General features: G+C 36.0%; 26 protein-coding genes and 3 pseudogenes. 13 read left to right on the forward strand and 16 right to left on the reverse strand.

Annotated features, from left to right (window positions below; translation table 11 throughout):
• Positions 1-20: 20 nt before the first annotated feature.
• The 6 genes from P2E05_RS17485 to P2E05_RS17510 form a co-directional block, all read right to left on the reverse strand.
• Positions 21-449, reverse strand: a complete 429-nt coding sequence (locus tag P2E05_RS17485) for a protein tyrosine phosphatase (protein ID WP_249890709.1) — start codon at positions 447-449, stop codon at positions 21-23.
• 5 nt (positions 450-454) lie between these two features.
• A complete protein-coding gene (locus P2E05_RS17490; RefSeq protein WP_269616074.1) occupies positions 455-1,609 on the reverse strand; it encodes a polysaccharide export protein in 1,155 nt (384 codons plus the stop codon).
• Positions 1,610-1,982: 373 nt separating this feature from the next.
• Positions 1,983-2,816: a glycosyltransferase gene (locus P2E05_RS17495; RefSeq protein WP_249890707.1), complete on the reverse strand. Its 834-nt coding sequence runs from the start codon at positions 2,814-2,816 to the stop codon at positions 1,983-1,985.
• 120 nt (positions 2,817-2,936) lie between these two features.
• Entirely contained in the window at positions 2,937-4,004 is a 1,068-nt protein-coding gene (locus P2E05_RS17500; protein WP_249890706.1) for a polysaccharide pyruvyl transferase family protein, read from the reverse strand.
• A gap of 182 nt (positions 4,005-4,186) precedes the next feature.
• Positions 4,187-5,197, reverse strand: coding sequence for a glycosyltransferase family 2 protein (locus P2E05_RS17505; RefSeq protein WP_249890705.1), 1,011 nt, complete (start codon positions 5,195-5,197; stop codon positions 4,187-4,189).
• 173 nt (positions 5,198-5,370) lie between these two features.
• A complete protein-coding gene (locus P2E05_RS17510; RefSeq protein WP_269616072.1) occupies positions 5,371-6,477 on the reverse strand; it encodes a glycosyltransferase family 4 protein in 1,107 nt (368 codons plus the stop codon).
• A gap of 268 nt (positions 6,478-6,745) precedes the next feature.
• Here P2E05_RS17510 and P2E05_RS17520 point away from each other — a divergent pair.
• Positions 6,746-7,443, forward strand: a protein-coding gene (locus P2E05_RS17520; RefSeq protein WP_272672721.1) for an IS1 family transposase whose coding sequence is annotated in 2 segments (ribosomal slippage) — positions 6,746-6,995 and positions 6,995-7,443 — 699 coding nt in all. Because the reading frame shifts where the segments join, the coding sequence is not laid out codon by codon here.
• A gap of 6 nt (positions 7,444-7,449) precedes the next feature.
• On the opposite strand, the gene P2E05_RS21975 is transcribed toward P2E05_RS17520, so the two are convergent.
• The 10 genes and pseudogenes from P2E05_RS21975 to P2E05_RS17570 all read right to left on the reverse strand — a co-directional run bounded on the left by P2E05_RS21975 (position 7,450) and on the right by P2E05_RS17570 (position 15,730).
• Positions 7,450-7,707 carry a sugar 3,4-ketoisomerase gene (locus P2E05_RS21975; RefSeq protein WP_415624417.1) on the reverse strand — a complete coding sequence of 86 codons (258 nt, stop codon included), beginning with the start codon at positions 7,705-7,707 and terminating at the stop codon, positions 7,450-7,452.
• Positions 7,708-7,720: 13 nt separating this feature from the next.
• Positions 7,721-8,824 carry a hypothetical protein gene (locus tag P2E05_RS17530; RefSeq protein ID WP_269616071.1) on the reverse strand — a complete coding sequence of 368 codons (1,104 nt, stop codon included), beginning with the start codon at positions 8,822-8,824 and terminating at the stop codon, positions 7,721-7,723.
• Between the two features lie 132 nt (positions 8,825-8,956).
• Complete coding sequence (locus P2E05_RS17535) at positions 8,957-9,967, reverse strand: glycosyltransferase family 2 protein (protein WP_276122926.1); 1,011 nt, start codon at positions 9,965-9,967, stop codon at positions 8,957-8,959.
• Between the two features lie 55 nt (positions 9,968-10,022).
• Positions 10,023-11,609, reverse strand: a complete 1,587-nt coding sequence (locus P2E05_RS17540) for a hypothetical protein (protein ID WP_249890701.1) — start codon at positions 11,607-11,609, stop codon at positions 10,023-10,025.
• Positions 11,610-11,686: 77 nt separating this feature from the next.
• Positions 11,687-12,490 (reverse strand): annotated as a pseudogene (locus P2E05_RS17545) (IS5 family transposase); the annotation flags it as partial.
• Between the two features lie 69 nt (positions 12,491-12,559).
• Positions 12,560-12,745: pseudogene (locus P2E05_RS17550) on the reverse strand (NAD-dependent epimerase/dehydratase family protein); the annotation flags it as partial.
• 298 nt (positions 12,746-13,043) lie between these two features.
• The gene (locus P2E05_RS17555; protein ID WP_269616070.1) at positions 13,044-13,361 is read right to left on the reverse strand and encodes a transposase; all 318 of its coding nucleotides are present in this window, start codon (positions 13,359-13,361) and stop codon (positions 13,044-13,046) included.
• Between the two features lie 301 nt (positions 13,362-13,662).
• Complete coding sequence (locus P2E05_RS17560) at positions 13,663-14,088, reverse strand: putative zinc ribbon protein (protein ID WP_276122927.1); 426 nt, start codon at positions 14,086-14,088, stop codon at positions 13,663-13,665.
• A 251-nt stretch (positions 14,089-14,339) separates the two neighbouring features.
• Positions 14,340-14,576, reverse strand: a complete 237-nt coding sequence (locus tag P2E05_RS17565) for a helix-turn-helix transcriptional regulator (RefSeq protein WP_071547783.1) — start codon at positions 14,574-14,576, stop codon at positions 14,340-14,342.
• A gap of 113 nt (positions 14,577-14,689) precedes the next feature.
• A complete protein-coding gene (locus P2E05_RS17570; protein ID WP_276122928.1) occupies positions 14,690-15,730 on the reverse strand; it encodes a YagK/YfjJ domain-containing protein in 1,041 nt (346 codons plus the stop codon).
• A gap of 1,570 nt (positions 15,731-17,300) precedes the next feature.
• On the opposite strand from P2E05_RS17570, the gene P2E05_RS17575 reads away from it, so the two are divergent.
• The 12 genes and pseudogenes from P2E05_RS17575 (at position 17,301) to P2E05_RS17630 (ending at position 25,138) form a co-directional block, all read left to right on the forward strand.
• A complete protein-coding gene (locus tag P2E05_RS17575) occupies positions 17,301-18,380 on the forward strand; it encodes a hypothetical protein (protein ID WP_276122930.1) in 1,080 nt (359 codons plus the stop codon).
• A 228-nt stretch (positions 18,381-18,608) separates the two neighbouring features.
• Entirely contained in the window at positions 18,609-19,337 is a 729-nt protein-coding gene (locus P2E05_RS17580; protein WP_181488648.1) for a DUF3944 domain-containing protein, read from the forward strand.
• A 56-nt stretch (positions 19,338-19,393) separates the two neighbouring features.
• Positions 19,394-20,071, forward strand: a complete 678-nt coding sequence (locus tag P2E05_RS17585) for a helix-turn-helix transcriptional regulator (RefSeq protein WP_181488650.1) — start codon at positions 19,394-19,396, stop codon at positions 20,069-20,071.
• A 9-nt stretch (positions 20,072-20,080) separates the two neighbouring features.
• Positions 20,081-21,130 (forward strand): hypothetical protein, encoded by a 1,050-nt coding sequence (locus tag P2E05_RS17590; RefSeq protein ID WP_276122931.1) that lies wholly within the window; start codon positions 20,081-20,083, stop codon positions 21,128-21,130.
• A gap of 57 nt (positions 21,131-21,187) precedes the next feature.
• Positions 21,188-21,406, forward strand: coding sequence for a hypothetical protein (locus tag P2E05_RS17595; protein WP_109912629.1), 219 nt, complete (start codon positions 21,188-21,190; stop codon positions 21,404-21,406).
• Between the two features lie 89 nt (positions 21,407-21,495).
• Positions 21,496-21,912 carry an antirestriction protein gene (locus tag P2E05_RS17600; protein WP_181488654.1) on the forward strand — a complete coding sequence of 139 codons (417 nt, stop codon included), beginning with the start codon at positions 21,496-21,498 and terminating at the stop codon, positions 21,910-21,912.
• 59 nt (positions 21,913-21,971) lie between these two features.
• Positions 21,972-22,318: pseudogene (locus tag P2E05_RS17605) on the forward strand (DUF932 domain-containing protein); the annotation flags it as partial.
• A 37-nt stretch (positions 22,319-22,355) separates the two neighbouring features.
• A complete protein-coding gene (locus P2E05_RS17610; protein WP_232006113.1) occupies positions 22,356-22,859 on the forward strand; it encodes a hypothetical protein in 504 nt (167 codons plus the stop codon).
• Between the two features lie 197 nt (positions 22,860-23,056).
• Positions 23,057-23,491: an antirestriction protein gene (locus P2E05_RS17615; protein ID WP_276122932.1), complete on the forward strand. Its 435-nt coding sequence runs from the start codon at positions 23,057-23,059 to the stop codon at positions 23,489-23,491.
• Between the two features lie 95 nt (positions 23,492-23,586).
• Entirely contained in the window at positions 23,587-24,408 is an 822-nt protein-coding gene (locus P2E05_RS17620) for a DUF932 domain-containing protein (RefSeq protein ID WP_212552146.1), read from the forward strand.
• A gap of 17 nt (positions 24,409-24,425) precedes the next feature.
• Entirely contained in the window at positions 24,426-24,908 is a 483-nt protein-coding gene (locus P2E05_RS17625; protein WP_101495227.1) for a JAB domain-containing protein, read from the forward strand.
• 8 nt (positions 24,909-24,916) lie between these two features.
• On the forward strand, positions 24,917-25,138 hold the full coding sequence (locus P2E05_RS17630; RefSeq protein WP_004917300.1) for a DUF987 family protein: 222 nt from the start codon (positions 24,917-24,919) through the stop codon (positions 25,136-25,138).
• The last annotated feature ends 229 nt before the right edge of the window (positions 25,139-25,367 follow it).

Below are 25,367 nucleotides of genomic sequence, written 5' to 3' on the forward strand. Positions count from 1 at the left end.
TAAGCCTTCCAAAATTAAAATTAAATTTTCCCTTGCCACTGTATAACAGCTTTTTCCATCAGTTGATAAACATGTTCAAACATTTCATCACTGCGTTTATGCGGATCTGGGATCTCGGTTTTATTAAGCCACTGGCCGAATAACATGACTTTGCCACGAGTTTCGGGAAACTGTTGATGGATCCTATCAATATGATCGTTTTCCATCACTAGGATTAAGTCTGCTTCTTTACATAATTCACTGGTTAAACGCCGTGATTGATGATTGTTTAAACAGAGATTGTGCTGCTGGGCGATACGAATAGCGCTCTCATAGGCGGGGCGATCGTCTTTGGCAATAATGCCAGCAGAGTGTATTTTTTTATTGGGGAAATGGGCTTGTAATAGGCGCTCCCCCGTGGGGGAGCGGCATATATTCCCCATACAAACAACGAGAATATTATTAAACATATGGATTACCAGTCATGAATACGTTTAGTACCTTCGGTTAACTGATTATAAGTTGCGATGGTTGGTAGCAATTGGGTGATTAGGCGGTTCCAACGCACAACAGGAGCGGCTGTGACATAAACTAAGTCATAAGGTTGCAGTTTAAATTCCGTTCCCATCACCATGGCAGTGGCATCGGATAAATCTAACTGATAAACCGCCGCCATTTTTTTCGGCAGTAGGGCATCCAGCTCTTTATCGCCCGAGGTTTGGTTTTTAATTGGACGGATGACAAATACGCCGGTTGCATTAGCGGTATTTTGATCTGTACCGCCTGCTTTACTCAGTGCCTCAGTAATACTCATGCCAGCACGGTCAATGATTAGGGTGTTTGGCTGACCTACTTCGCCCATCACAAACACTTTTTGCCCGTCATTACGTGGTACATATAGTACATCACCCGGTAGCATCAGATGGTTTTGGGTTAGGTCGCCATACTGAACTAATGCTTGCAGTGAGATTTTTATCTCTTTGCCATTTCGGGTGAGTACGACATTGTCCCAATCGGCTTTTTCAGTCAGGCCGCCTGCATTATTAAAGGCCTCTAAAACCGTTAACGGTACGTTAGTAATCGGTAATGTACCGGGTTTAGCCACTTCACCTGACACATACATTTTCTGTGAGCGGAAGGCAGCAATGCTGACATCCACTTGTGGTGATTCGATATAAGTCGATAGACGGTTACTCACTAGATTACGGATTTCAGTGACCGTTTTACCAATGACTTTCACTTTACCGATATACGGATAGTAGATAGTACCATCGGAATGCACCCAGTTACCGGAGTCCGCGGCACTACGGTAAGAGCCGGCAGGAATAGTTAACTCAGGGTGATCCCATACCGTAATGGTTAATACATCACCCACACCCACACGGTACTCATAGGTTGCCAGTTGCTTTTCGAGGGTTGGGTTGGGTTTTGCGATAACCTGTGGGGTATACATCTCATCTAATAGTTTTGGCGAGATCGGGTAGATATCGACAAATTTAGAAATATCACGATCGCCAGTGTCGACGACATTTTTCCCCGAGGTAGACATATAGACACCAGGGGTAACAGTACAGCCTGTCAGGAGAATACTAACAGCGACTAAGGTAAGTGGGAGACGCTTACTAAGCACAAGACCATCCTATAATATAAATATTAAGTATTAGGTAGTGTATAAGATATCGAACTTTTCAACAATTATTCCTACTTAGACTGGGATTAATATAGTTTTGAGCAGGTTATGATGAAGAATATTTCTGGGAAAGTTATTACTTAATTTTCAAATAGCTACTATCATATCAACTATATTATATACATTGATATTCCATTAAAAATGTAATAAATGATATATAAGAGCCTATCTCAATAGGGATTAATTACCGCATAAAAAATATATTATCACTGTAACCAAAACCTTATACAGCCTGACTTTTAAACATCGATATGGCTGGGTAAGGTGATGAATTTACCTCCTATTGAGATAGACTCTAAGACTATATTGATATTTAACGTATAAATTTATAAGCCAATTTAATTACTGGTGAGGGTAAAATATGGAAAAACAAACGGCTAGAGACTAAGAGGAAATTAGATATAGATACTTGTCTTAGAATAAACATATGTTTTAGCCTAATTGAAAATTCACTCCAAGCTTTATTCATTCCTTGTCTACGAGTGACGGTATCTTCAGTAACCCGATAATCTATTAATACCTCATTAATATTACCAAATTTAAATTGGTATTTTAGTAATTCAAACCAAAAGGCCATATCTTCGGTTAGCTGTGTATTTGTTGGATACCTATGTCCTAAATCAAATATTTTAGCACGAAACATTACTGAAGGATGAATAAATGGACAGCGTGCAATGCTAAATTTAATCAGTTTTTCATGAGACGTTGGCAAGATTTTTTGCTGAAGAGCATATGATGCACCGAACTCACGACAAAAAGTACCACAAATATCAATATGTTTGTGAGAATTAAAATATTCTAATTGTCTTTCTAGGCGATTCGGATGGGATATGTCATCACTATCCATTCGGGCTATATAATCATAATTTTTATTAACGACAATATCTATAAGATAATTAAGTGAAGATGCTAAACCTTCATTTTTATCTCGTGAATAATACTTTATTTTTCCTGAAGTAGCATATTCATCAAGTATTTTTTGTAATGAAGCCGTTACTATACCATCGCGATATAAATAAAGGTCATTAGCTATACTTTGATTTAAAATACTTTCAATAGCTTCCCGTAAGTAGTCTGGCTTATCAGACTTATAAACGCTCATAATTACAGCAACATTTTTGTGAGATATGCAATCTTTACTGCTCACTCAAAATTACCTCATCATATTTTTAAATATACTTGACTTCGATAATAAACATAACATTCTACTTTAGCGAATAAGAGGTTCAAAAAATGAAATTTATTCTATAGTTCCTATAAATTATCATTATAAGTTATTTCTCAAATACTCGAATGAACGCTCTCTCTCTTGTAAAATTATTTTGTTCGTATCATCATAGGTAATATCTTTAGTAAGTGTTATATCTAGTGATTCTATGCTATGAATAATACGTTCACTTTTTTTCATTGTTTTGAGTAAAGAAGATAATTTTTGACTATTAGTATTTCTGATCATTGTGCCAAATTTTTTATTGTTAATAAGAGAAAAGATTGTTCCATGAAAGGTATCTGTTATTATGTAATCTGCATTTTTTATATATGACAAAACCTCAAATGGATGAGGTGTTATGACTTCATCACACCAAGGAAAAAAAAAGCCAACAGAAATTAATTTTTTATTATGTTTTTTTGCAAATTTAACTATTCTATTTATTTCATCTTTATTAGAAATTCGAGAAGGATAGGTATAAATAATGATATAATCCTTCATTGGAACCTCACACATATGTTGATTAAAGTCATAGAGGAATACTGGATCTACATGCATTTGGGGTTTTATCCCTAATAATGAATCTACAATATTAACTGAGTTTATATCACGAACTGATATAGCTTTCATGTTTCGCATTGCGCTAGTTATATTAGATTTAACACCATATTTTTCAATTTCTGTCATTGTAGTATGACCAAAGGAACCAGCATATGATATAACATTTTTAGCTTCTTTGACATTACCATAAAGCTGTTCAGTAAAGCCCCATGGGGTGGGTTGCGCAAAATTAAAAACTTCATCACTACCAATCACTACGGTATCGTAGCTAGAGTATTTCCTGTTTAAAATACCTAACTCTGAAAAAAATTCTTCATTAAAGCGTTTGTTTAATAAACGATGCTGTTTGAAATTTTTAATCAAGTGAATATTTAGAAAACGTTCTTTGAATTTGTTTAAGTAAAGAATTTTATCCCGCTTAAGCCCATCTTTTTGTACACCAAATTCAATATCTATATATTCACATTCATGACCTAAATTTTCGATTGTTTTTCTTAAAGCAAATGATTGCATAAAAGAACCGTAGTTTACAACTTTCTGCATGGATAAAATTGCTATTTTCATTATAACTCTAGCTACCTTTTCTAATTCAATATTAATATATTGTTTGAATGTAAATATGAAATAATTATTATGACTTTAGATGTATAAGTTGTTTTATAATTCTTATACTCTAAAAAATAATTTTTTTTAATTAAGGGGTAACGTTATATATTTCATGATTTTCTAAAGAAGGATATATGAAATCACCCATCAACACTATTGTTAATTATATTCTTTCGTCTGATTTTATCTAATTTAGATACAAGAAATGGGCTAAAGGCTCCGGCTATGATTAATAGCTTTCTATACAAAGATAATTTATTAAAAAATAGAAACTTAAATGAATTATATCTGATATACTTTAGCCATCTGTTATAATCAGTTAAGTAATTTTTTTCTAACTTATTAGACTTTAACTTTACTAGTGCTCCTAACCGATACAGACATAAATGATAATTAAACATAGTGTTTATCATTTTTGACTTTTTAGGTAAATGTTCTCTTATATTAATTAAAGCTTTTTCTCCATTATATACTTTCTCAATTTCAAACTTTGTAGTTGCTGATGTTTCATTATTTTTTCTATAGTAATAGACTTTTTTATTTCCTACGCAAATTCTTTGACAGGATTGAGCTATATTAATTATAAAAGTAAGTCCTTCGCCATAAAATAAATCTTCTGAAAAAAATATCTTTTTAGATTCAATTAAGGAACGTTTGTATATCTTATTCCAACAACCTACGACAACATTTGGAGATAGTAAAAGAGAAATGGCTTCTTCAGTATTTAATATTTCAATTTTTTCTTTCTTTACTTGCTGTTCAATTTTTCTTGTATAGCAATTTTTAGAGAAACAGAAGTCCGCATCTGAATTTGTAATAAGCTCTAACATGTAGCTTACAAAATCATTTGCTAAATAGTCATCACCATCAACAAAAACTATATATTCACCTATAGATTCTTTAATCCCTCTATTTCGAGCAGAGCTTACTCCAGAGTTAGGTGTATTTAAAACACGAGCTCTTTTTTCATTTTTTATGCAGGAATTAACTATTTTATAGGTGTTATCAGTCGAACCATCATTAATAATGATGACTTCAATATTTTTATATGTTTGTTCAAAAATAGATGCAAGGCACTTTGTAATATATTTTTCAACATTATATGCAGGAACAATTATTGAAACTAAGATATCTAAACTTTTATACTCCATACACATTTCTCTCCATTACTGTGCCTTATTCATTTCATAATAATTTAGTTAATTAAAATTAGAGCCCAATCTAACTCTTGTCCTGATTCTAGTTGATTAAACATTAATTTCAAATCTAGTTATGCCTATATAAAGATACTTTTTAATTACTATTAATAGTATGCTTAAAAACACTAATTATGTAAGCGCTCTATTATGCGTTTACAGATAGCATTCCAAGAATACTCATATTTGACTAGATATGAACACTTTTCCTGAAAGCTAGGACATGATTTTCTATTCATGATTTTTTTTAATGATATTAGTGAGCGGTCAAAGTCATTAACGAAAAATTCCTCTGCAACTCCTGAATCTTTCAAAGTTGAAAGCATGTTTGTTTCTTTAGTTAATAAGCATGGTAGGTGATTGCGTAGAGCTTCGAGAATTGCAATTGGCATACCTTCGTAGCGAGATGTTAAAACGAAAATATCAGCATTAGAGAGTACTTTATCTTTTTCATCTCCGAATACGGCATCGTTAACTTTTATGTTATCAGTCAGACCATTCTTTTCAATATAGTCATGAATAAAAGATAAACCTGATTTTGAGTCTGTTCCATACATATTTAACTCCCAATGGAAATTAGGATAATAGTCTATTAAGTATTTTGTAAACTCTAGTAAATAGTCTAATCCTTTATGTTTTATATCATATCTGCCTAAATATATCATTTTTACTGTTTTATTTTTTTCCTTTATGAAAGTGATGTAAGTATTTTCCTTAGTTGTAATACCGTTGGGAAAAATTTCAGTATTTTTATTTATGTAGACTCCGTTCTTTTTTTCATCATCATTAAGGTACATAACGAATTTGGATTTTTTTAATAATTTGCATAATAAAAAACGATATAAAATTCGCTTAGTAGCAGAACCTTTTTCAAAAGCATGTATAGATAACGACGAATGGGGTATTATCACATAGCGTTGTTTTGTTAGAAAAAGAAAAATAATAACTAATAGAACTCTTAATTGAAATAATCCATGAATCATGAAAGTAGCACCTTTTTCTTGGTGCAATAATTTAAATAGGTCTAATAGTCGTTTGGGTTTTTCTGCTTGTTTTTCTGCAATATTAAATAATGATATATTATTTATTGGAAGGGTAGTAGTTTGATAATAGTTAGTTTGAATTAACTTTGAATCTATACCTAAATTAGAAAATGATAAATGATGGTTTATTATAACCTCGGAGATACCTTCACCTTTATGAAACCAAATTGGACCGATGTTAATAATTTTCATGAAAGCTCACATATTATAAATAAAGTATATTGTTTTTAAATTGAATAGTTATTGCTACCTATTTGTGCACCAGTTAGGATCACACTGAATTGCCAAATACGAGTATCATCACCAATATTTTGGCTTTGGACGTCACTTAATGGATGAATAAACATTTTTGCATTCTTCTAAAAAATCATTATAGTCACGAATATAATCACTTTCATCAGGTCGTGTATTCAATCCGGTGATTAACCTGTAATATAGGGTAATTTACCGGAGAATATTCATGGCTAAAGTTGATGTAAGGTGCCCATTTTGTCAACAAACGCCCCCAGTAAAAAAACATGGCTTAGGGAGCGCTGGTCATCAACATTATCGCTGCCAAGACTGCCGCCGAAGCTTCCAACTCGACTATGAGTATCGAGCCTGCCAGCCCGGTACCAAAGATAAAATTATCGACCTCACGATGAATAATGCCGGTATTCGTGATACCGCTAGAGTTCTTCATATCAGCATTAATGCGGTTGTTCGCACTTTAAAAAACTCTCGCCGAGGCAGGTAACCTCTTTACCTCTTGATAATCTGCACATTGAACTTCTTTGCGAAGTCGATGAACAGTGGTCTTTTGTAGCTAATAAGAAGCAACAACGCTGGCTTTGGTATGCGTGGGAGCCCCGCCTAAAACGTATTATTGCTCATACGTTTGGTCGTCGAAACAAGAGAACCCTTCGCCAGTTACTGGCTTTACTGTCTCGGTTTAATGTGGCTTTTTGGTGCACGGATAAGTTCAGTACTTATGAGATATTACCTAAACAAAAACACGTAGCAAGTAAGTTTTATACCCAACGAATAGAAAGAGAGAATTTGAACTTAAGAAATCGCTTAAAGCGTCTTAACCGTAAGACGTTAGGTTACTCTAAGTCGCCTGAAATGCATGACAAAATCATCGGCACATTCATCGAGCTGGAGCATTACCTATTGTGATGATCTCTATATTGAATACACGACCCTTTCATCATATAGTTCGCTTGCTAAAACCATTAGAACGCAATCTTCCGAAAAATCATGCATTTCTCGCCAGATAAAACTATTAATATGTAAACCAGTATCTGGTTTGTCTAAAATAATTTCTTCTTTAGTTTTTCCATCATCTAGCATTTTTTGTAAGAAAGCTGCTGATGTTGGTTCTGCAAAATATTCGTTATTATAGTGAAAATACTTCTCACCTAAAAAAGCAATTATCTTCATAAAATATAAGCCATTAATTATTAATTAGTTCTCTATAAGGAACATGGAATTTAGAGTCATCGTTCTGAATATAAAAAGATTGATAGTATAACAAAATAATAATAGTAGTGAATATAGGACTAGAAATTGAGGCAACAGAAAGGCCAATAAGAAAAAAAGGAAGTACCACATATATAAGAATACGTTTGTAATTAATTATGAGAATGATCTGAATCAGATAATATAATATAAACCCAATTAATCCTAACTGCAATAGCAATTGCAATATAACAATATGCGGGTCAAATCCATTTAACTTAACACTAAAAAGGCCTGTTCCAAATAATATTGTAAAAATATCACGAGATATCAACATTTCAAATCCACTTTTAATAAAATTGATTTTAGTAGAACCACTAGTATCCATTTCTATCATGTGAATAATGAATGATGATGATAATATCATGCAAAATATTCCGATAGGTAATAAATATATTTTAATCTTTTTAGATAAACGGAAATAGATAAATAAGATAGTTGTAATAGATATAGCTGCTAATGATAAAGAAGATAATACGAGCATATACAGTACTATCATATAAATTAGAGTATATTTATAGCAAACTTTACGCAAAAATAAGCAATAAAAAAAAATCAAGGATGCATAAATACCAGAAAAGTTTGAGTCCATATCAATTAATCCGAATTTATAAGCATATCTTGCTATATCCTTTTTTTCTAATGCATTAATAAAGAAACGATAATAACAATCCAAAAGCAAAATAAAAATACTAGTAATAATCGTACAGTGTGATAATTTTTCTAGTAGCCTTTTTGGTGGAGGAGAGAATATCAATATTGATATAAAAAGATAAATCCACCAGTAAGTGCCAGAAAATGCATTTAATTGAGGGTTAAGTAATATATTGTTAGAAAATAAATAAAATATAAAAATAAAAATAAAAAATAATAATGTTATTTTTTTTGGATTAAGGTTTAAATTAAAAGGAAAATAAAAAATAATTGCTATGATCAAACCAACCAATGATAATATAGAGCCAATGTTATCATATCCAAAAATATTTAAATAGAACAATGGAGGTATGCATAAAAAATAATAACTTAAATTCTTTGACATATTATATCTTTATTTATTAAGAGCCTATCTCAATAGGGATTAATTACTTCATGGAAAATATATTATCGATATAACCAAAACCTTATACAGCCTGACTTTTAAGCATTGATATAGCTGGGTAAGTTCATGAATTTACCTCTTATTGAGATAGGCTCTAATATGATGTTTTATTGAAATGAAAAAGCAATTTATATCTCTAATAAACTTAACCGTATTTTTTGTACCTCTAATATTCAATAGGATCTTAATTAGAATGAATTTTACACTATGTAAGTTAAGTTGATATGGTATTTTACTTTTCTTCATAAAACATATATACTCGCTTATGGCTTCATTATAAAACACATCATTAACATCATATTTTCTAGATATTAACGTAGAATAATAATAAGCTTTAAGATAGCTAGTGTTCATATTTATTTTTTTTTGTTCGAAAAAATCATCTAATATAGAAAATACATTTATCATATCATATATCTTGCGTATTGTTCCTGAATTCATTATGCTTTCGGGGTTTTGAATGTAATTATAATATGCCTTATCGATAATTCCAATTTTCTTAGAATAAAAAGATAACCTTGGTGTAGTTACTAAATCTTCTCCTAAAGATATATTTTCTGGGTGTAATATATCATTATCTTTATATAAAGATGTTCGTATTAGCCTATTAACACAGCTAGAGATAACTTTGTTCTTACTCCAAAAATCCAAGTATTCTAAGTTTGTTATTGTTTCTTTTGTCGGTAAATTTTCAATAGATTTTATTTCTTTTTCAATACCATTCCATAACATATTTAAATTAGTAATAACCATATCAATGTCATTTTTTTTTGCGTAACAATAAGTGTCTAGGCAATAATCAGCATCAATCCAATCATCGCTGTCAACATGAAGAATATAATCTCCCTTAGCTTCTTCTATCCCACTATTTCTAGCGGATGATAATCCACCATTCTCTTTATTTATTATAACTATTCTATCATCAGAGTATTGGTTAATGATAGATAAGCTATCATCGGTAGAACCATCGTTTACAATAATTACTTCAATATCTTTTAGTGTTTGAGCAAGGATACTATCAATACACTTTTTTAAGTATTTACTAGTGTTATATACTGGGACAATGACGCTTACTAATGGCATATTTATTCCTGATAAATAAGTTATTATTGAAAATATTGAATAAATGAAAAACCCATTACATTTTTAATAAGTTTTTTATTTTTTTTGTTAGAGCTATAAATGCTAAATTCCTGACATTTAAAATAATAAAAGATAAACTGTAGATTATCGAAACTATAATTATCTTTGTAATTAATGTTGTTAGGGTTGTGGATATCATATATATATCAATGTAATATAAAACGAATATAGATAATAATAATGAGATTATAAATAAACTTAGGATTTTACATATGTTTATTATGTAGTTAAAAATATTACTTGAAAATATATATTTATATGTAATATATGGTTGTATCCAAAGAGGAACTAGAACCACAGCAATTAATTTTCCGATCAAAACACCTGCTATCCCATATCTATGAACTAACAATAATGCTATAATTAGACTTATTATACCTTCACACAAAGGCGCATACTTATCTTTTTCGAAAACGCCACCTGCTGACTTAGCAATAAGAATTGGCATTCTTATTCCCACTATAAAGAAATTTATTGTCAATAATAAAACTATATTATTCGATAAAATATAGTTTTCACCAATCCAAATATATATAATACTATTTATTTGTGTATAAATGTTGAGGGCTATAAGTCCAAATATATAAATAGATATTAATTGTATAATATAAAAATTTTCTTCACTTTTTTCTTTTTTTTCTATAATTAAATTTCCAAAACTTGAAATTATACTATTAAAACCAACAGATACAAATGATGCTAAGAGAGCTATTAGCATGGTATAATTTGAATAAACACCTAAAATAGCAACACCAACAAAGGCTGAAATAACTATATTTTCAGTGTTATTAACAAATACATCACCAATTTTATGATAAAAAGTTGCAATAGTTTTCTCTTTTATTATTTTTATTTCTTTTTTAGTCAAGATATTTTCATTTTCGGAAAATATAATTTTATATATTTCATTTATCTTTTTATTAACGAAATAGTTTTCCATTAGTTTAATTATTAATTGTAATAATAAGATAAAAATAAAGTCTTTTGTTAAAAATAGAACAATAGATTTAACTACTAAATCTATTGCTTGATAAAGCGTAATAGTTGGTATAATCTTATAGTTTTTTTGATCCGCAATAATTAATGTTCTTTTGTAACTCCAAAAATAACTAATACTACTATTTGCGATAAACAATATAAAGATAATATTTAACTCGGTGCTGTTTATATTTGCTGGTATGATTTTATTCAAAAACGGTAATAGAATTATGCCCGTAAAAATAACAAACAAGCCAATATATAAATATATTTTCTTAAAATAATTTATATAAGCGAGTGTTTTTCCGTTATTTTTGCTTGATAGAGGACTGTATAATAAATAAGCTATCGCTTGTGAAAAACCTAATTCAGCAAGGGATAGCACTGCTATTATATTTGTCATGGCAGCATTAATACCTAAGTATTCTTCCCCAAGCGTTTTTATAAAAACGGTTCTATATACTATTTTGAATATTGTTAATAATAATAAATTAACGACAGAATATGCACTATTAGCTAAAGAGTTTTTTATTCTCATTTGATTATAATATGGTTGATTTTTACTAGGGATATATGCTTTTTCTCTTATGAGATAAGGTTTCAAGATATGTACTTATATAGAACTGAATAAAAGTTAGAATTATTATTTTTAATAGAGGAAATAACTAACTTAAGAACCCATCCCAATAGGGTTTTATTCCAGACAATCGATACCACAGGCAAAATGCAGCATCGCCTCATAATTCTCGACCTTCTTCTCCCAACGAGTCAGAACACGACGGTAGCGATTCATCCAACTGTGTGTTCTCTCAACAACCCAGCGGTGGGCCTTAAAATCCGTGTTTTTGATGGCTTCTGATTCATCCTTCCGTGACTGGATATGAGGTTCATAGCGACGACTTTTCAGATACGATCCCAATCATTCCGCTTCATAGCCTTTATCCATACACAGGCGTAGATTTTTGCCCGTCTTTCCTGTCTGGAGGTCATCGAGTGTATCTGCAACCAGTTTTATGCCGTGCGTATTCGCTCCCGCTACCACCACAGAGAGGGGCAATCCGTTCGCATCGGTCATCAGGCTGCGTTTTACGCCTTGTTTTCCCCGGTCTGTTGGATTACGGCCTGTTTTTTTGTACCAGCCAGCGGTGATTTGGTCATGCAACCGTCCATTGACAACCATGACCAGTCAATCCCATTCAGCTTTTCACTGGCCAGTAATCCGTTTTGCCAGAACCGCTCAAAAACGCCGGCATCACGCCACTCCTGAAAGCGGCGATGGGCTGAACTTGATGAACAGATACCCATCCCATTCAACGCATTCCACTAGCAACCTGTTCTAAGTACAAGGAAAATGGCGTTCATTGCACCTCGATTATCGACGCGTCTGCGATGTGTCCCCAGCGGATGGTGAGTTTTATGTTCTGGAATAAGTGGAGCCATTTTATCCCAGAGTTCATCGCTAATTTGCCACTTGCTGCCTGCCATACGTTGCCCTCAGGAATTATCGTATTCATTATATTATACGGTAATTCCTTTTGGGATAGGCTCTAATTTTGCATCACAAATATCTGCTTGAATAAATGTATAGCGATTATTTTCACAAACAGAGTTAAGCGACTCTAAATTTCCTGCATAAGTTAGTTTGTCGACATTAATAATAGCGTCATTGGTATTATTAATAATATGACGAACAACCGCAGAACCAATAAAGCCTGCACCACCAGTAACTAATATTTTCATCTTGGAGTAACAGATCGTATTTTGATTGTTAAAATGAGAACTCTAAAAGTGGTTATCTCATGATTTTGGCACGCTACCGCCCCGGGCTTACAGCTACCTGTTCACTGATAATTTTTAATTTACTCAACTAATTTTGGCTATTATACCTAAATAAGCTCGAGTAAGATAGTTGTTAACTAAGAGCCTATCTCAATAGGGATTAATACCGCATAGAAAATATATTATCGATATAACCAAAACCTTATACAGCCTGACTTTTAAGCATTGATATAGCTGGGTAAGTTCATGAATTTAGCTCCTATTGAGATAGGCTCTTAATCGTTTTAAACGCTACTTGGTTTCCTTTAGCTAGAGGGCCAGGCTTTTTTAAGATCTCTTTCTCCATCCTAAGTTCTTTATTTTCCTTTCGAAGTCTTAATAGCTCAGCTCTCTCATCGGAATTCAAGCTGCTACCAGATTGCTCAGCGTCGAATTTTGCTTTCCAGTTATAAAGTAATTTATCGGTGATCCCTAATGAAGCTGCCACTTTTGGGACGCTATAACCTTGTTCGGTGACTAATGCGACCGCTTCTTGCTTAAACTCAGTAGTATAAAACCTGTTTGTTCGTTTTTTCATTTAACACCTCAATAATTGGATTATATTCCATTATTAAAGTGTCCTGTTTGATTTAAGCAGATCAGTCTGTTCTGCGCAACTAAATCAGGACACTTTTCTTAAGGAATTTTCATACATCATTGGCGATAAATAATTATTGGCCGTGTGTGGTAGCGTAACAGCCGTTCCTCGATATGAAAATTCAGCCTTAACTCCTCTTCTTCGGTGAGCTTATCAGGGTAGGCTTAATTTTGGTGGCAGTACCGTGGTCACATTTAGCGAAAGCGTGATTGATTAACCTAACACCATGAGCATTAAAAGGTCATAATGGAAACGATTTTTCTGTTTTAGGCTGATGTTCCTCTGTTACATTCTGGGCAGGAATACACCAAATCCCCTCATGGCACTTCGGGCAACATTTTTGATTGTTTGTAAAATACTCACGACACTGCACACAAAACCAATTCGTGACCTTTAATATTGGTGAAACTGATCGAACCTGTGTGCTCAGTCGTGCCTTGTCTTCTAAGCTCTTGATCTTACTGATAACCCGCGGACAGTGCTCTGCGCTCTGAGGATCAGAATGGGTAAACCATGACTCCGTTGGCGTCTTGTGCAGTGTGACGGGCTCACCGCAGTGAGCACAGTAATAGTTTTCTCGTGAATAACTCAGTTCTTGGGTGGCTCCCGCGAAACGATTGTTCTGCGTTAAGGCTAGCGACATTTTGACTTCATGTAATTTAAGCATGGGTGTGCTCCTTCTGTAAAATTTAAACTAAACGTTCTGAGTACCCAACATTCAGGATCCACACTCGGCAACCCACCTTGAAACTTAGAAGACCACTGAGCTGTGCCTGCATGCGTATCGAGTCAGGTTCGTATGTTTAGGGCGTAGCTTTGCCTAGAGCGCATTCAATCGCACCAGGTGTGGTTGAAATTGAGTTAGTAAGTTATGGGCGGTATGGCTATGGAAAATACACGGCGACTAGCTCTAGCGCCTTAGGATTCAAGAGTTGTGTTGGCTCCTCTCGATTCATCAATGCGTGCTTGTAACCACTGTACGACTTCACTTTTTAACCAGCGCGACATGCGACCAAACTTGATGGGTTTGGGGAACTCACCCTCTTGGATTAATTTGTAGAACCACTTATCCGTTAACCCCGTTAGTGCGGTGATAAATTTCATGTCAATGAATTGGTCATCAAGTAATGCAATATTTTCAGTTTGCGTGCTCATGGTAAAACTCCTGTTTTTAATGTGGATAAAAAGCAGGAGCGATATCGAAAAATGGGATGTGGATATCACTCCACATCATTAACCGGATGTGTAAAAAATAATTTGGTTGCTAACTACTGGCGTTTTCTCGGTTTGATTTCGCCTCGCCAAAAGGTGCGTTTAAGTTCAGGCACAGCCAGACGGACCCATGCATCGGCTTTACATAAATACCTTACCGCATTGAGTAACCCTTTCTTACTCTCCGCATCAGTACGTTTTAGTAAACCAATCCCCAGTTCACGATACTTTTCTTTTTGGTAATTGCAGTTAAAGTACAAACCCGCCCACTCTGTAATACGTTCTTGCCAGAGTTCACCAATGAGTTTACCCAGCGTGATGTCCTGCCTCACTTTTTGACCGTTAAAGAAAAACAAAGCGTGGTAGTGGAAGCCTTTTTCCATGCCGAATTCCAATTTCAAGATATACCCGACACAGTGTGAAAAGAGTGGGTTGCTATTAATGGCTTTGTACAGGGCTTGGCGATGCTGGCGCAGGTGGTGAGCTCTGACTCTGTGGCAAATACCACTTTTGTAAGACAGATCTACTCGTACAACTAACAGTTTGGAGTAACGTTGATACAACGAGTCAATGTATTGCTGAGCTCGTCTGTAATTCTTCTGAGCGCCTTGCTCGAAGATTCGGACTTGCTTTTTGTAGTCAGGGCTCTTTAACGTGCTTTGGAACTCATGGAAGGCCTCGTTAAGCCACTGAACGTGTTCAGGGGTATCAGCCAGCCAGTATTTATCTTTGTCTATCAGTATCTCACTCAGACGGTATTTGTTAACAAGAGAGACCAAGAGCACAAGAGTGGGATGCAAGCACTGTATTTGCGATATTTTCATTGATTGAATGTAACGGGTGAACTTGAGCGTTTCTAAAAAGAGCTCACCTTTGGGGGATGCCGAGGTGAGTTTTAAGCGTGGGTTATTAGGCGACAAAGGAATGCCTTTATATAAATCTAATTTATGAGTTAGATGTTTTGAAAGGTGTTTAATATTACCCATGAGTAGAGACACCAGCTCACGCAGTGAGTGGTCTCGAGTGAGCGTTAAACAGTCATGTTCAAACGTAGTTGAGAGAACAACTTGATTTAAGTGAAGTGCACGATTTGTCATTTTAGTTACCTGCGATCAAATAAAGGTTCGTATCATCAGGCAGGGGAGTTATTTTTAATTTTTGATTACAAATGGTTGGGAAGCGATCATCAGCAAAGGGACTTTGCTTTGGAGCGATTACATTGACTTTGGTAGTCAATGGGGACTGATAGCATAACCCAATATGTTTATAAACAATAAAACACAGCGTACTAAGATAGCATGGCGTTCTGTAAGCTGAGTAAGGTTAGAGCCTGTAGGTAATTTTGGTCTTAAGGAGCAATAGTAGCAAGGTGACATTATATCTTCGACTCGGGTTATGTCAGCCACGCGATGATATTGCGTCATTAGGTGACGAACCTAATTACCTTGTAATCGAACAAGAGAGTCAGAGATTAACTGGATAGGAGATTATTACCCTTTCGTTTCATATTGCAATTAAGCATTATAATACAGCGTCTCAATACCGGAGTTGTTGTGTATTTAATCACTCTCGTTGTCATGTGGCTTATTTATAAATGGAATGATTAGTTATATTTAATCGCAATAGTTAATTATTATTGTAATGACTCTGCAATTGTAATGTTGTTATAATATAATAATATAATAATATAATAATCCTAGATTAATCCCCATTATTTTAAGACCAGTTAAACACGAAAGTGCACCCTACACACAAAATAATGGCTTAATCACTTAGTTATCAGAGGTGAAAGTTAGTCTTTTTTTAATAAGAAATTCACGTTATTTTTGTGATAACAATACAATCTTTAACTCAATGAATAAATTAAGTTAGGTATTGTTAACTTTAACATCTAGACAATCATTTCTATTCACCAATATAGACGTAAGACACGCACTAATTTTTATATGCCAGTTTTGGTTGTTTTGGGTATGCTGCTTTGATATTAAACTCGGTGCTCAGTCTGTTTTTTTATCTACTATCACCTATAGTGGGAATTCATGGCTATAATGAACTAAATTAAAAAGCTATGCAATCCGAATGTTTGTTCATATTTCGATGTAAAATAAAAAAGAATGGTACTACTCGTCTCCACGAAATAAAAATGAGGTAGATGGGATAATTTAACTTAGGCCATATTATTTAGATATAAACATGAAACTTAGGAGCCTATTCGAATAAATAATGCAAATGGTGTTTAAACTTGGCGAAACATTCACAGTGAAGCAGTTTTTATGTACCACATGTAATTATTAATAATGCTAATGAACGATCTTTTTTATCATTAAACGAGCTTCTATTGCCTCCTATTGATGACTTTTTAGTCAAAGTGTATGATGATTGCTGAGGGGGCGATAAGTATTAGATTTAGTCTAGAGCTATAATCGCTACTGCTTTACTAACATATCTCACATCTAATAATATAAAAACGACACTACTTGCATGCGAAACGCCTAGTTTATTGATTCAAACCATCCTGGCTTTAATGATACAAACTTATCCGCTGAAAACCATGCGGCAGTAGAGGTAAATTAACTTGTATCTATATGTAATACTAACTTGTATTATAATAGCAGACTAACTTGTATGATGAGGCAGTATGTAATTGAGCAGACTAGGGAGATAAGAATGTCACTCAAATCGATGTATAACGACTTTGATTTTTTACTGTTAGACAAAAAAGATGATGGAATTAATATTGAAAGGACTAAGAAAATCAACGAACAAATCGTTGCGTTGGCGGATGAATATGTCCTCTATGGTGGATTTCCCACCGGCTCAAATACATCAATAAATCTAATTGATTTTATTGATGCAAACTACGAAGGTGTCATCGATGGTGAGATTAAAATCCTAGGTGGCGCTAAATTTATAACCTTACTGAAAAGGTCTTTGAATCAAAAAAACAATATCTTTAATAGGCTTTATGAATACCATCAAACGATGATAAAAAGGAATAAAAATGCGGGGCATCTTATTTTTTCAATTAAAGTGGATAATAAGGATAATAAGGATAATAAGGATAATAAGGATAATAAGGATAATAAGGATAATAAGGATAATAAGGATAATAAGGATAATAAGGATAATAAGGATAAGCAAGATAACGCTTTAATGCAATGTGTGACGGATTTTTTTAACCATATTCGTTCGCGAGTTATGCTAAATGAACATATATTAGGTTACTTTTGGACTTCACTAAAAGTGAGCGCCTCTGATGAAAAATACATTCGTATTCACTTATATATTTCAAATGGAAAGTTCAATAATAGAATGACTGATGAGATAAAATCGGTTTGGAATTCTATTCTATTTAAAAACCAATTAGAAGGGAAAATCCTTTTTTTAACACAAACAAAAGATTCGTATAAAGGTGGGTATGAAAGCTTGCTCTTTTGGACTAAAGATGCCAATAAACGGAGAAGTAGAAATAATCTAACACCTATTAATAATGAGCCTTCTGATGAACAAAAAACGGAAAAATATGTCAGAAGTGTGCAGCGAGATAAAACTTCAATGTTGCATATATTATATCCTGACTGGAATGACGACACGATATTCCATCATTTTACAAATGAAATGAACGCCATCCAATTTAAAGGGTATTTGTTTAGATTAGCGAAACAAACATATCAGCAGCCTAAAGCTCGCAGTATCGGGGTTGCCTGTATAAATTCAATGAAAGCAAAACGCCATAAGAAAAAATAAAGTTACGTACTCTTTCTTTTGTATCGTTCACAATCAAAAAATAATCAGATATACAGTATTATTGTGATATTGAAATAATTTAAATATCAATCACTTAATGTTTTTCAAGGACATATCCTGTCATTTCCCCTCCATTTTCCCCCGAAAAAAAGTCAAATAGCCGGACATAACCTGTCCGGTGAGGTTGTTATCGTAGTGTTCTCTTTTTCAAACTGAGGAATAACACCGATGGCAACTTACCGATTAGATACCGATTTAGCGTTTTTACGTGAATGCAGCAATGAAGAACTGGGCTTGCTTGTGTCTGTACTGACTCACGACAGCAAAGACGGACAAAAGCGTTGGACTGAAACCTTAACCAGCTCGCCTGAATATCAACTCTACCATCCGGAGCACCAGCAATATTGGATGTCGATTGCGGCAGAGTTGCAAGCCTTTGGAGCTAACAGTTTGATGAGTCTCGTTCGAGGCAATAAGGGCGTGTTGTACCGTGAAATCTTACAGGATGTCTGTGACCACCTTGATGTCAATTATCCAAAGGAGGGTAATACCGAAACCTTGGAATTAAATTTGTTATTGAAAGTATTAGAAAAAAGCTTAAATGAGCTGACCACAGAAGAGCTACAAGCCTTCTCTCGTGATATGCAACTTAACCTCACCAACCCCACACCTCAACTGATTTTGATTGCGGTTCAAGCGGCTATCCGTACCTCTGGCATTGCCGCGCTGGAAGTGGCCACACTCTCAGCCATTGGCGTGATTAATGCACTCGGCGGGATTGCCACCATTGGCACACTCTTTGCCGCACACCGAGCACTTTCCTTGATTGCGGGTCCGATTGGTCTTGCTGTGAGCTCTGCATGGCTTGTCGCTGACTTAGCGGGACCCGCTTATCGGGTCACCGTCCCCGCCTGCATCATTGTGGCGTACTTACGACAAAAAGCCTTATCGCAATAAGGTTTATCAATCCCATTCTATCCGCTTGCCGGAGCTATTTTAATAAGGACAACATCATGTCGACTTCTGTGTCTCGCCATGACCGGCTTGCGTCTCGGTTGGCGTTTATTATTAGTCAATTATTTCGCGGGGAAACCGTTTATTTATCCGAGCTGTCAGAAGAGCTCAATGTCTCGACTCGTACCCTACGGCGTGACTTTAATGAGCGCCTTCAATATCTGGACTTGGAATATCACCAAGGTGGCTATCGATTGGCAGCATCACAGCGTCCCTTTCGTACCGATAAGGACATATTGCGCTTTGCGGCTATTACGCATATTACCTCACTGTTTCCGGCTTTAGACAGGAAGCTGCTGACGGTTCTGCTCGACCCAACAATTGATTCACCGTTTATTGTCTACCACACGCCACCTAAGCAGCGTCCCTCGCTGTTCGGGGGCTTTTATATTCTAACACAAGCCATTGTAAAACGGCGTTTACTGCAATTTACCCACCAAGGAAAAAACATCACGAACGTTGCCCCGTATAAGTTGATTTATTACCAAGGTCATTGGTATCTCGCCGCTGATATCGCGGAGCACATTCATGTCTTTGATGTGATGGCCTTGCAAGACGTGGTCATGACGGCGCGGGGCTTTCGTTATCGTGAAGACCTCAACCAACGGTTATGTGAAGAGGCGTTTATTCAAGCCTTGCCCCATTACCAATATATTCAATCACTCGTTAAATTATAAGGTATTAAGATGAAAACTATTTTTTATACCGTCTGCATCAGCAGCGCACTCTTGCTGGGATGTGATGATGCAACCTCAACGACTGCTAAGACTGTTTCCCAAGACATTTTGCGTGTTCAAGGATTGATTTATGATTACGACCGCAGTGTCACACTCGGTGGGGTACTCAACCATCGTAAAGATTGTGTTTCGCCAACATGGGAAACCTTAACGGATGAACAAGAAAGGCCCTTGGTGGTCTATAAGTGTCAGTTAGCTAAAGGGGCATTACAAAACGCCATTAACCACGATTTAAATAACTGGTATCAAACGGCAATAGACGGTATGACTAAATTCATACCGCGCTTTGCCAATGCGGAAACACCGAAAACAGATTCAACCCTTGAGGAGCAGAGACTTACACAGGTTTTACAGCTCATCACAACACTGTCCCAACATGACTGGTCATTGCTCAAAGGCAATGTTGACCAGCCCTATGCAATGACGACACCAATTGCATTTAATGCCGGTTATACTCCGTCAGAGGAAGCCGAGCGCCAGCTTAAAGCGTGGAATACGTTAACGGAGACATTGAATGACCACGCCCCTGATGTTAGCCTGTATTTATTACCGTGGTTAAACCAAACAGAAAATGTCGAGGCAATGCTCCGGAAAAAGGTCTCTGAGCTTCAGCAACACAATGCCAATGCGTTAACACAATTTAGACACCAGCAAAATGAAGCCATTCAAATCACGGAGCAATACATCACAGACCTAAAACGTGCACAACAAAATGCACACGACTGGTCAATCACCCAAGTTTTTATTTGGAGCCTCGTTAACCCTGAAAAGCCTGTTCTAACGCATGTTCTGTATAACCTAGAGGATAAACAAGGGCAGGAGGATTTTACCCCTATGATGGAAAAAACATTGAGCCGTTTAGCAAGAACAGATGCCGTCGCATGGGCGTATCAAGGTAAACTTGAAACCCCTCAAATTATTAACGGAATAGCAAAAGCGTTATTTTACTACCAAACACAATCCTTTCAAAAACCGGATATCGCCCGATATCAATACTGAGTTTTCACACACTATTCGGCGTTCATATTCAATGAACGCCTGACTAAAGGGTAATCTATGTCCATTTTTAAACTTATCGCTACCTCTGTGAGTGTTGTGACACTGGTGTCTATCACCTACTACGCCCAGAAGACGGTCAATGAACAACTTGCGCTTGAAGGCAAGTATTCCGACACGGAAATTCAAGCGGCTCGACTTGGGGCGACGCTTGCTTGCACAACCTTATTGGGGGGAGCCATTGAACGACTACTCAACGGGCTATTTAGTGACCACTAAAACTCAACTATTTCAATGTAGATTCAACATAACGGCAGACCAATCGGTCTGCCTTTTTTATTTCGTAACATCCACAAAAGGGCTTTTTTATGACACTTGAACCCATCATCTCAACACCCGCTTCCAACCGCCAGCGCACGCATTTTTGGCAAACTCATTTTGGCACCGTTAAAGGCTTTTCAACCTTTGAAGTGGTGATTTTTACTACCATGGGCCAGTTTTGTGAGGACTACCACGGCGGGTATTGGGAATATTGCACTTTATCTAATGGCGGCGCTTTTATTTATCCCGATTTGAATCAAGAGGAGCTTACGCTATTCAATCCGCATAATGGTAACGAAGCGGAACTCAGTCCTGAAGCTGCGGGCATAGCTGTGTGTTTGATGATGTACAGTTTATGGTCCTTTCAAACGGAAAGTGACACCCTCGTCGATCGCTTTTATCAATTGCGTGATTATGCGGCGCAACATCCTGAACGTTCCGCTATTTTCCATTTAATCGATTAACCTCGCCCTTATTTACGCCGACTTCTTATCTATCTACTTTATTTTAAAGGAAATTCATTATGACTCGCTTAGCATCCCGCTTTGGTGCGGCAAATAGTATCCGTCGCGACCGCCCATTAACGATTGAAGAATTGTTTCGCACAGTACCCAGTGTGTTTTCAGAAGAAAAATATGAATCTCGTAGCGAAAAGTGCACTTATATTCCTACATACCTTACTCGATAGTTTACAGAAAGAAGGTTTTTATCTGTTCTTTTGCATGCCAAACTCGTGTGCGAGATGAAAGCCGTCGCGATCATACTAAGCATATGTTGCGCCTGAGACGCCACGATCAAATTACAGGTAGCCAAGTGCCGGAAATTATATTGCTTAATAGTCATGATGGTAGAATTATTTATGATCCACTATGTTATTCTGACAGGGTATCTACGAAAAGGAAAATGTATGAAACGATCAATCCAACTACCGTTAATTGTTCTTACTTCTTTATTAGTTATTCCATTGAGCTATGCAACTCCACATAAGGATTTACGCCAAGCTCATCTATCTCGTTGTGCTAAACCTGTGTTTTATGCTCAAACAGCGAACCATAAGAAGGAAGTTGAAATCTGCATTGTTTCACCTTCTGTATCTTATTCTTTTGGTAAGGTGGGGGTAGAAAAAAAAGAGATGGATATCTTTGTACCTGCAAACAGAACTTCATTTGCTAGTCAAAGTAATCGGTTTTATAGCATCAGTGAGTTTACTATCCGTAATGGTGATACTACCTATCTTGTCAGTGACGGCCATAATGAAGAAGGTCAGCCTTTTAGCACACTCAATGTCTATAAAGGATCCGTAGAGACAGGAAAGCACCTTGTTGAGATTAAACTAGATCCCAAAACCGTCGTGAATAACATCGGTTATCAATTAGCAGATGAAGGGATCCCCGAATCTGATTCATTATAAAAGCATCATCAGACTAACCCATTAATTAACTTACATTTATTTTTATATCTATATTATTTTAGTGAATCAATCATCAGAATGAGCCACTAAAAATGATACTCAATATACCTATCATTTCGAGAAAGCTCTGCACCGCAAGGTGTAGGGCTTTTTTGTTTATTACTGTCTATCAATATCGACTGAATTGGAGTTCTATTATGTTTACCTTACAAGAGCAAGAATCAACGGTTATCAAAACCAACCTCGTCAATTCCCGTGGTCGTAGTACCTTCTGGCGTTTTTACTTTGGTACTGTGCCAGACTGGCAACGTATTGAAGGCGATATCTTTAATCTGATGGATAAGATGTGTGAGGTCTATCAAGGTGCTTTCTGGGAGTTCAGTATGCTGTCTAATGGCGGCGCATTTATCTGGCCTGATATGCTCGAAACCTCCCTGCATATGTTTAACCCGCATAACGGAAATGAAGCTGAGTTAAGCCCTGAAGCAGCCGGTATCGCAGTCTGTCTAATGGTGTATAGCATCTGGTCATTTAAAACCGAAAGCCCTGTGCTGGTGGAATATTTTTACCTGTTGCGTGATTACGCTATACAGCATCCGGAGCAAGCACAAATCTTTCGCCTTATAGACTGATTTATCAGTCACGGTTTTATCTTTCCCCCACCAGCAATCTTCATTTAATCCATTTATCGAATGATTTATCAGTTTAATTATTGAGGAGAACCCCTATGTCTCGTTTAGCTTCCCGTTTTGGCAATGCTTGCTCTATTCGTCGTGACCGCCCGCTAACTACCGAAGAGCTGTATCGTACTGTACCCAGTGTTTTTGGTGAAAACAAACACGAATCCCGCAGTGAACGATATACTTACATCCCTACGATTACCTTATTGGATAGTCTTCAAAAAGAAGGCTTCTATCCGTTCTTTGCTTGCCAGACTCGTGTGCGAGATGACAGCCGTCGTGATCATACTAAGCATCTGTTACGGCTGAGACGCCATGACCAAATTACGGGCAGCCTAGTGCCTGAAATCATCTTACTCAATAGTCATGATGGCTCATCGAGTTATCAGATGTTACCGGGGATGTTCCGATTCGTTTGTCAGAATGGCTTAATTTGCGGACAAACCTTTGGTGAGGTGCGTGTACCGCACAAGGGCGATGTGGTGGAAAAAGTGATTGAAGGGGCTTATGAAGTGTTAGGGCTATTTGAACGCATGGATGAGCAACGTGATGCCATGCAGTCCCTATTATTACCGCCACCAGCCCAACACATCTTTGCTCAATCTGCTCTCACATATCGTTATGGTGAAGCGCATCAACCTGTGACCGAAGCGCAAGTATTACAGCCACGCCGTGTAGAAGATAAGAAGGACGATCTTTGGACGGTGTACCAACGTTTGCAAGAAAATTTAATTAAAGGGGGATTATCAGGCAGAAATGCGAAAGGTAAACGCGCTCGCACGCGTTCAGTGAATGGGATTGATGGTGATGTGAAGCTTAACCGAGCCTTGTGGGTGATGGCTGAAAATATGCTTCAACTAGCCTCGTAATGATGGAGATATTAACAATGGAGAGTATCAATACTTATACGAATACCTTAACACTGCTTCCTAATGAACAACGTACTATCAAACGTGCGTTGAGCATACTGGATAAGTATCTGCGTGAACCGGGTATTGCTTTTACATCAACGCAAAATGTGAGGGATTGGTTACGGCTAAAAATGTCAGCATTAGAGCGTGAAGCGTTTATTGTGCTCTACTTGAATCAACAAAATCAGTTGATAAGCAGTGAAACCCTGTTTGCTGGCTCGATTAGCAGCACACAGGTTTATCCTCGTGAAGTCGTCAAACGAGCACTTCATTTTAATGCTGCTGCCGTTATCTTTGCACACAACCATCCGTCAGGCGATATCACGCCAAGCCAAGCGGATAAATCTATCACGCAACAATTAATAAAAGCATTGCAGCTAATTGAAGTACGAGTACTTGACCATCTGATCATCGGTGGTCAGCAAATCTTCTCTTTCGCTGAGCATGGCTTAGTATGAGGTGAACCATGAATATTATCCGTAAATCCGCAGCAATGAAGATCCATCAGCAACATTTAGGCTCTCGCCTTGCTCGTTATTGTAGGGGAAAGTATAAATGGGTTGGTAATAGCGAGCATTATATTGGTAAGGAGGTGCCAGATTGTCGTGGCGTGTTAGCTGTTTATGTTGAACGTCGCCAAGACAGAGATGGCCCTTATGCGTGTGTCATGTGTGTGACATTGAATTGAATAAGTACTGATCACTTTGAGTTTATCCTATATTGGATGGATAAATTAAGCCTACTTCCACTTTGATTAGTATTCAATGGCACATATCAAACCGTTGGATCTTAACTGAATTAGACATTGAGGAATTAAACAAAAATGACACAATAAGACATCATTAAACATGTCAAATTGGCAATACCATGATTCATACTAGAAACAATTAACATGAACATGATCCCCATTAAATGTA

Origin of the sequence: Providencia stuartii (assembly GCF_029277985.1) — a bacterium.
GTDB lineage: Bacteria > Pseudomonadota > Gammaproteobacteria > Enterobacterales > Enterobacteriaceae > Providencia > Providencia zhejiangensis.

Coding starts and splice junctions, on each gene's coding strand:
- P2E05_RS17565 (WP_071547783.1), bottom strand. CDS start 14,576: ATGAGCACGCAAACTGAAAATATTGCATTACTTGATGACCAATTCATT.
- P2E05_RS17610 (WP_232006113.1), top strand. CDS start 22,356: ATGAAACGATCAATCCAACTACCGTTAATTGTTCTTACTTCTTTATTA.
- P2E05_RS17560 (WP_276122927.1), bottom strand. CDS start 14,088: ATGCTTAAATTACATGAAGTCAAAATGTCGCTAGCCTTAACGCAGAAC.
- P2E05_RS17615 (WP_276122932.1), top strand. CDS start 23,057: ATGTTTACCTTACAAGAGCAAGAATCAACGGTTATCAAAACCAACCTC.
- P2E05_RS17590 (WP_276122931.1), top strand. CDS start 20,081: ATGAAAACTATTTTTTATACCGTCTGCATCAGCAGCGCACTCTTGCTG.
- P2E05_RS17570 (WP_276122928.1), bottom strand. CDS start 15,730: ATGACAAATCGTGCACTTCACTTAAATCAAGTTGTTCTCTCAACTACG.
- P2E05_RS17630 (WP_004917300.1), top strand. CDS start 24,917: ATGAATATTATCCGTAAATCCGCAGCAATGAAGATCCATCAGCAACAT.
- P2E05_RS17625 (WP_101495227.1), top strand. CDS start 24,426: ATGGAGAGTATCAATACTTATACGAATACCTTAACACTGCTTCCTAAT.
- P2E05_RS17580 (WP_181488648.1), top strand. CDS start 18,609: ATGGCAACTTACCGATTAGATACCGATTTAGCGTTTTTACGTGAATGC.
- P2E05_RS17595 (WP_109912629.1), top strand. CDS start 21,188: ATGTCCATTTTTAAACTTATCGCTACCTCTGTGAGTGTTGTGACACTG.
- P2E05_RS17600 (WP_181488654.1), top strand. CDS start 21,496: ATGACACTTGAACCCATCATCTCAACACCCGCTTCCAACCGCCAGCGC.
- P2E05_RS17585 (WP_181488650.1), top strand. CDS start 19,394: ATGTCGACTTCTGTGTCTCGCCATGACCGGCTTGCGTCTCGGTTGGCG.
- P2E05_RS21975 (WP_415624417.1), bottom strand. CDS start 7,707: ATGAAGATAATTGCTTTTTTAGGTGAGAAGTATTTTCACTATAATAAC.
- P2E05_RS17535 (WP_276122926.1), bottom strand. CDS start 9,967: ATGCCATTAGTAAGCGTCATTGTCCCAGTATATAACACTAGTAAATAC.
- P2E05_RS17620 (WP_212552146.1), top strand. CDS start 23,587: ATGTCTCGTTTAGCTTCCCGTTTTGGCAATGCTTGCTCTATTCGTCGT.
- P2E05_RS17555 (WP_269616070.1), bottom strand. CDS start 13,361: ATGAAAAAACGAACAAACAGGTTTTATACTACTGAGTTTAAGCAAGAA.
- P2E05_RS17530 (WP_269616071.1), bottom strand. CDS start 8,824: ATGTCAAAGAATTTAAGTTATTATTTTTTATGCATACCTCCATTGTTC.
- P2E05_RS17510 (WP_269616072.1), bottom strand. CDS start 6,477: ATGAAAATTATTAACATCGGTCCAATTTGGTTTCATAAAGGTGAAGGT.
- P2E05_RS17575 (WP_276122930.1), top strand. CDS start 17,301: ATGTCACTCAAATCGATGTATAACGACTTTGATTTTTTACTGTTAGAC.
- P2E05_RS17485 (WP_249890709.1), bottom strand. CDS start 449: ATGTTTAATAATATTCTCGTTGTTTGTATGGGGAATATATGCCGCTCC.
- P2E05_RS17505 (WP_249890705.1), bottom strand. CDS start 5,197: ATGGAGTATAAAAGTTTAGATATCTTAGTTTCAATAATTGTTCCTGCA.
- P2E05_RS17500 (WP_249890706.1), bottom strand. CDS start 4,004: ATGAAAATAGCAATTTTATCCATGCAGAAAGTTGTAAACTACGGTTCT.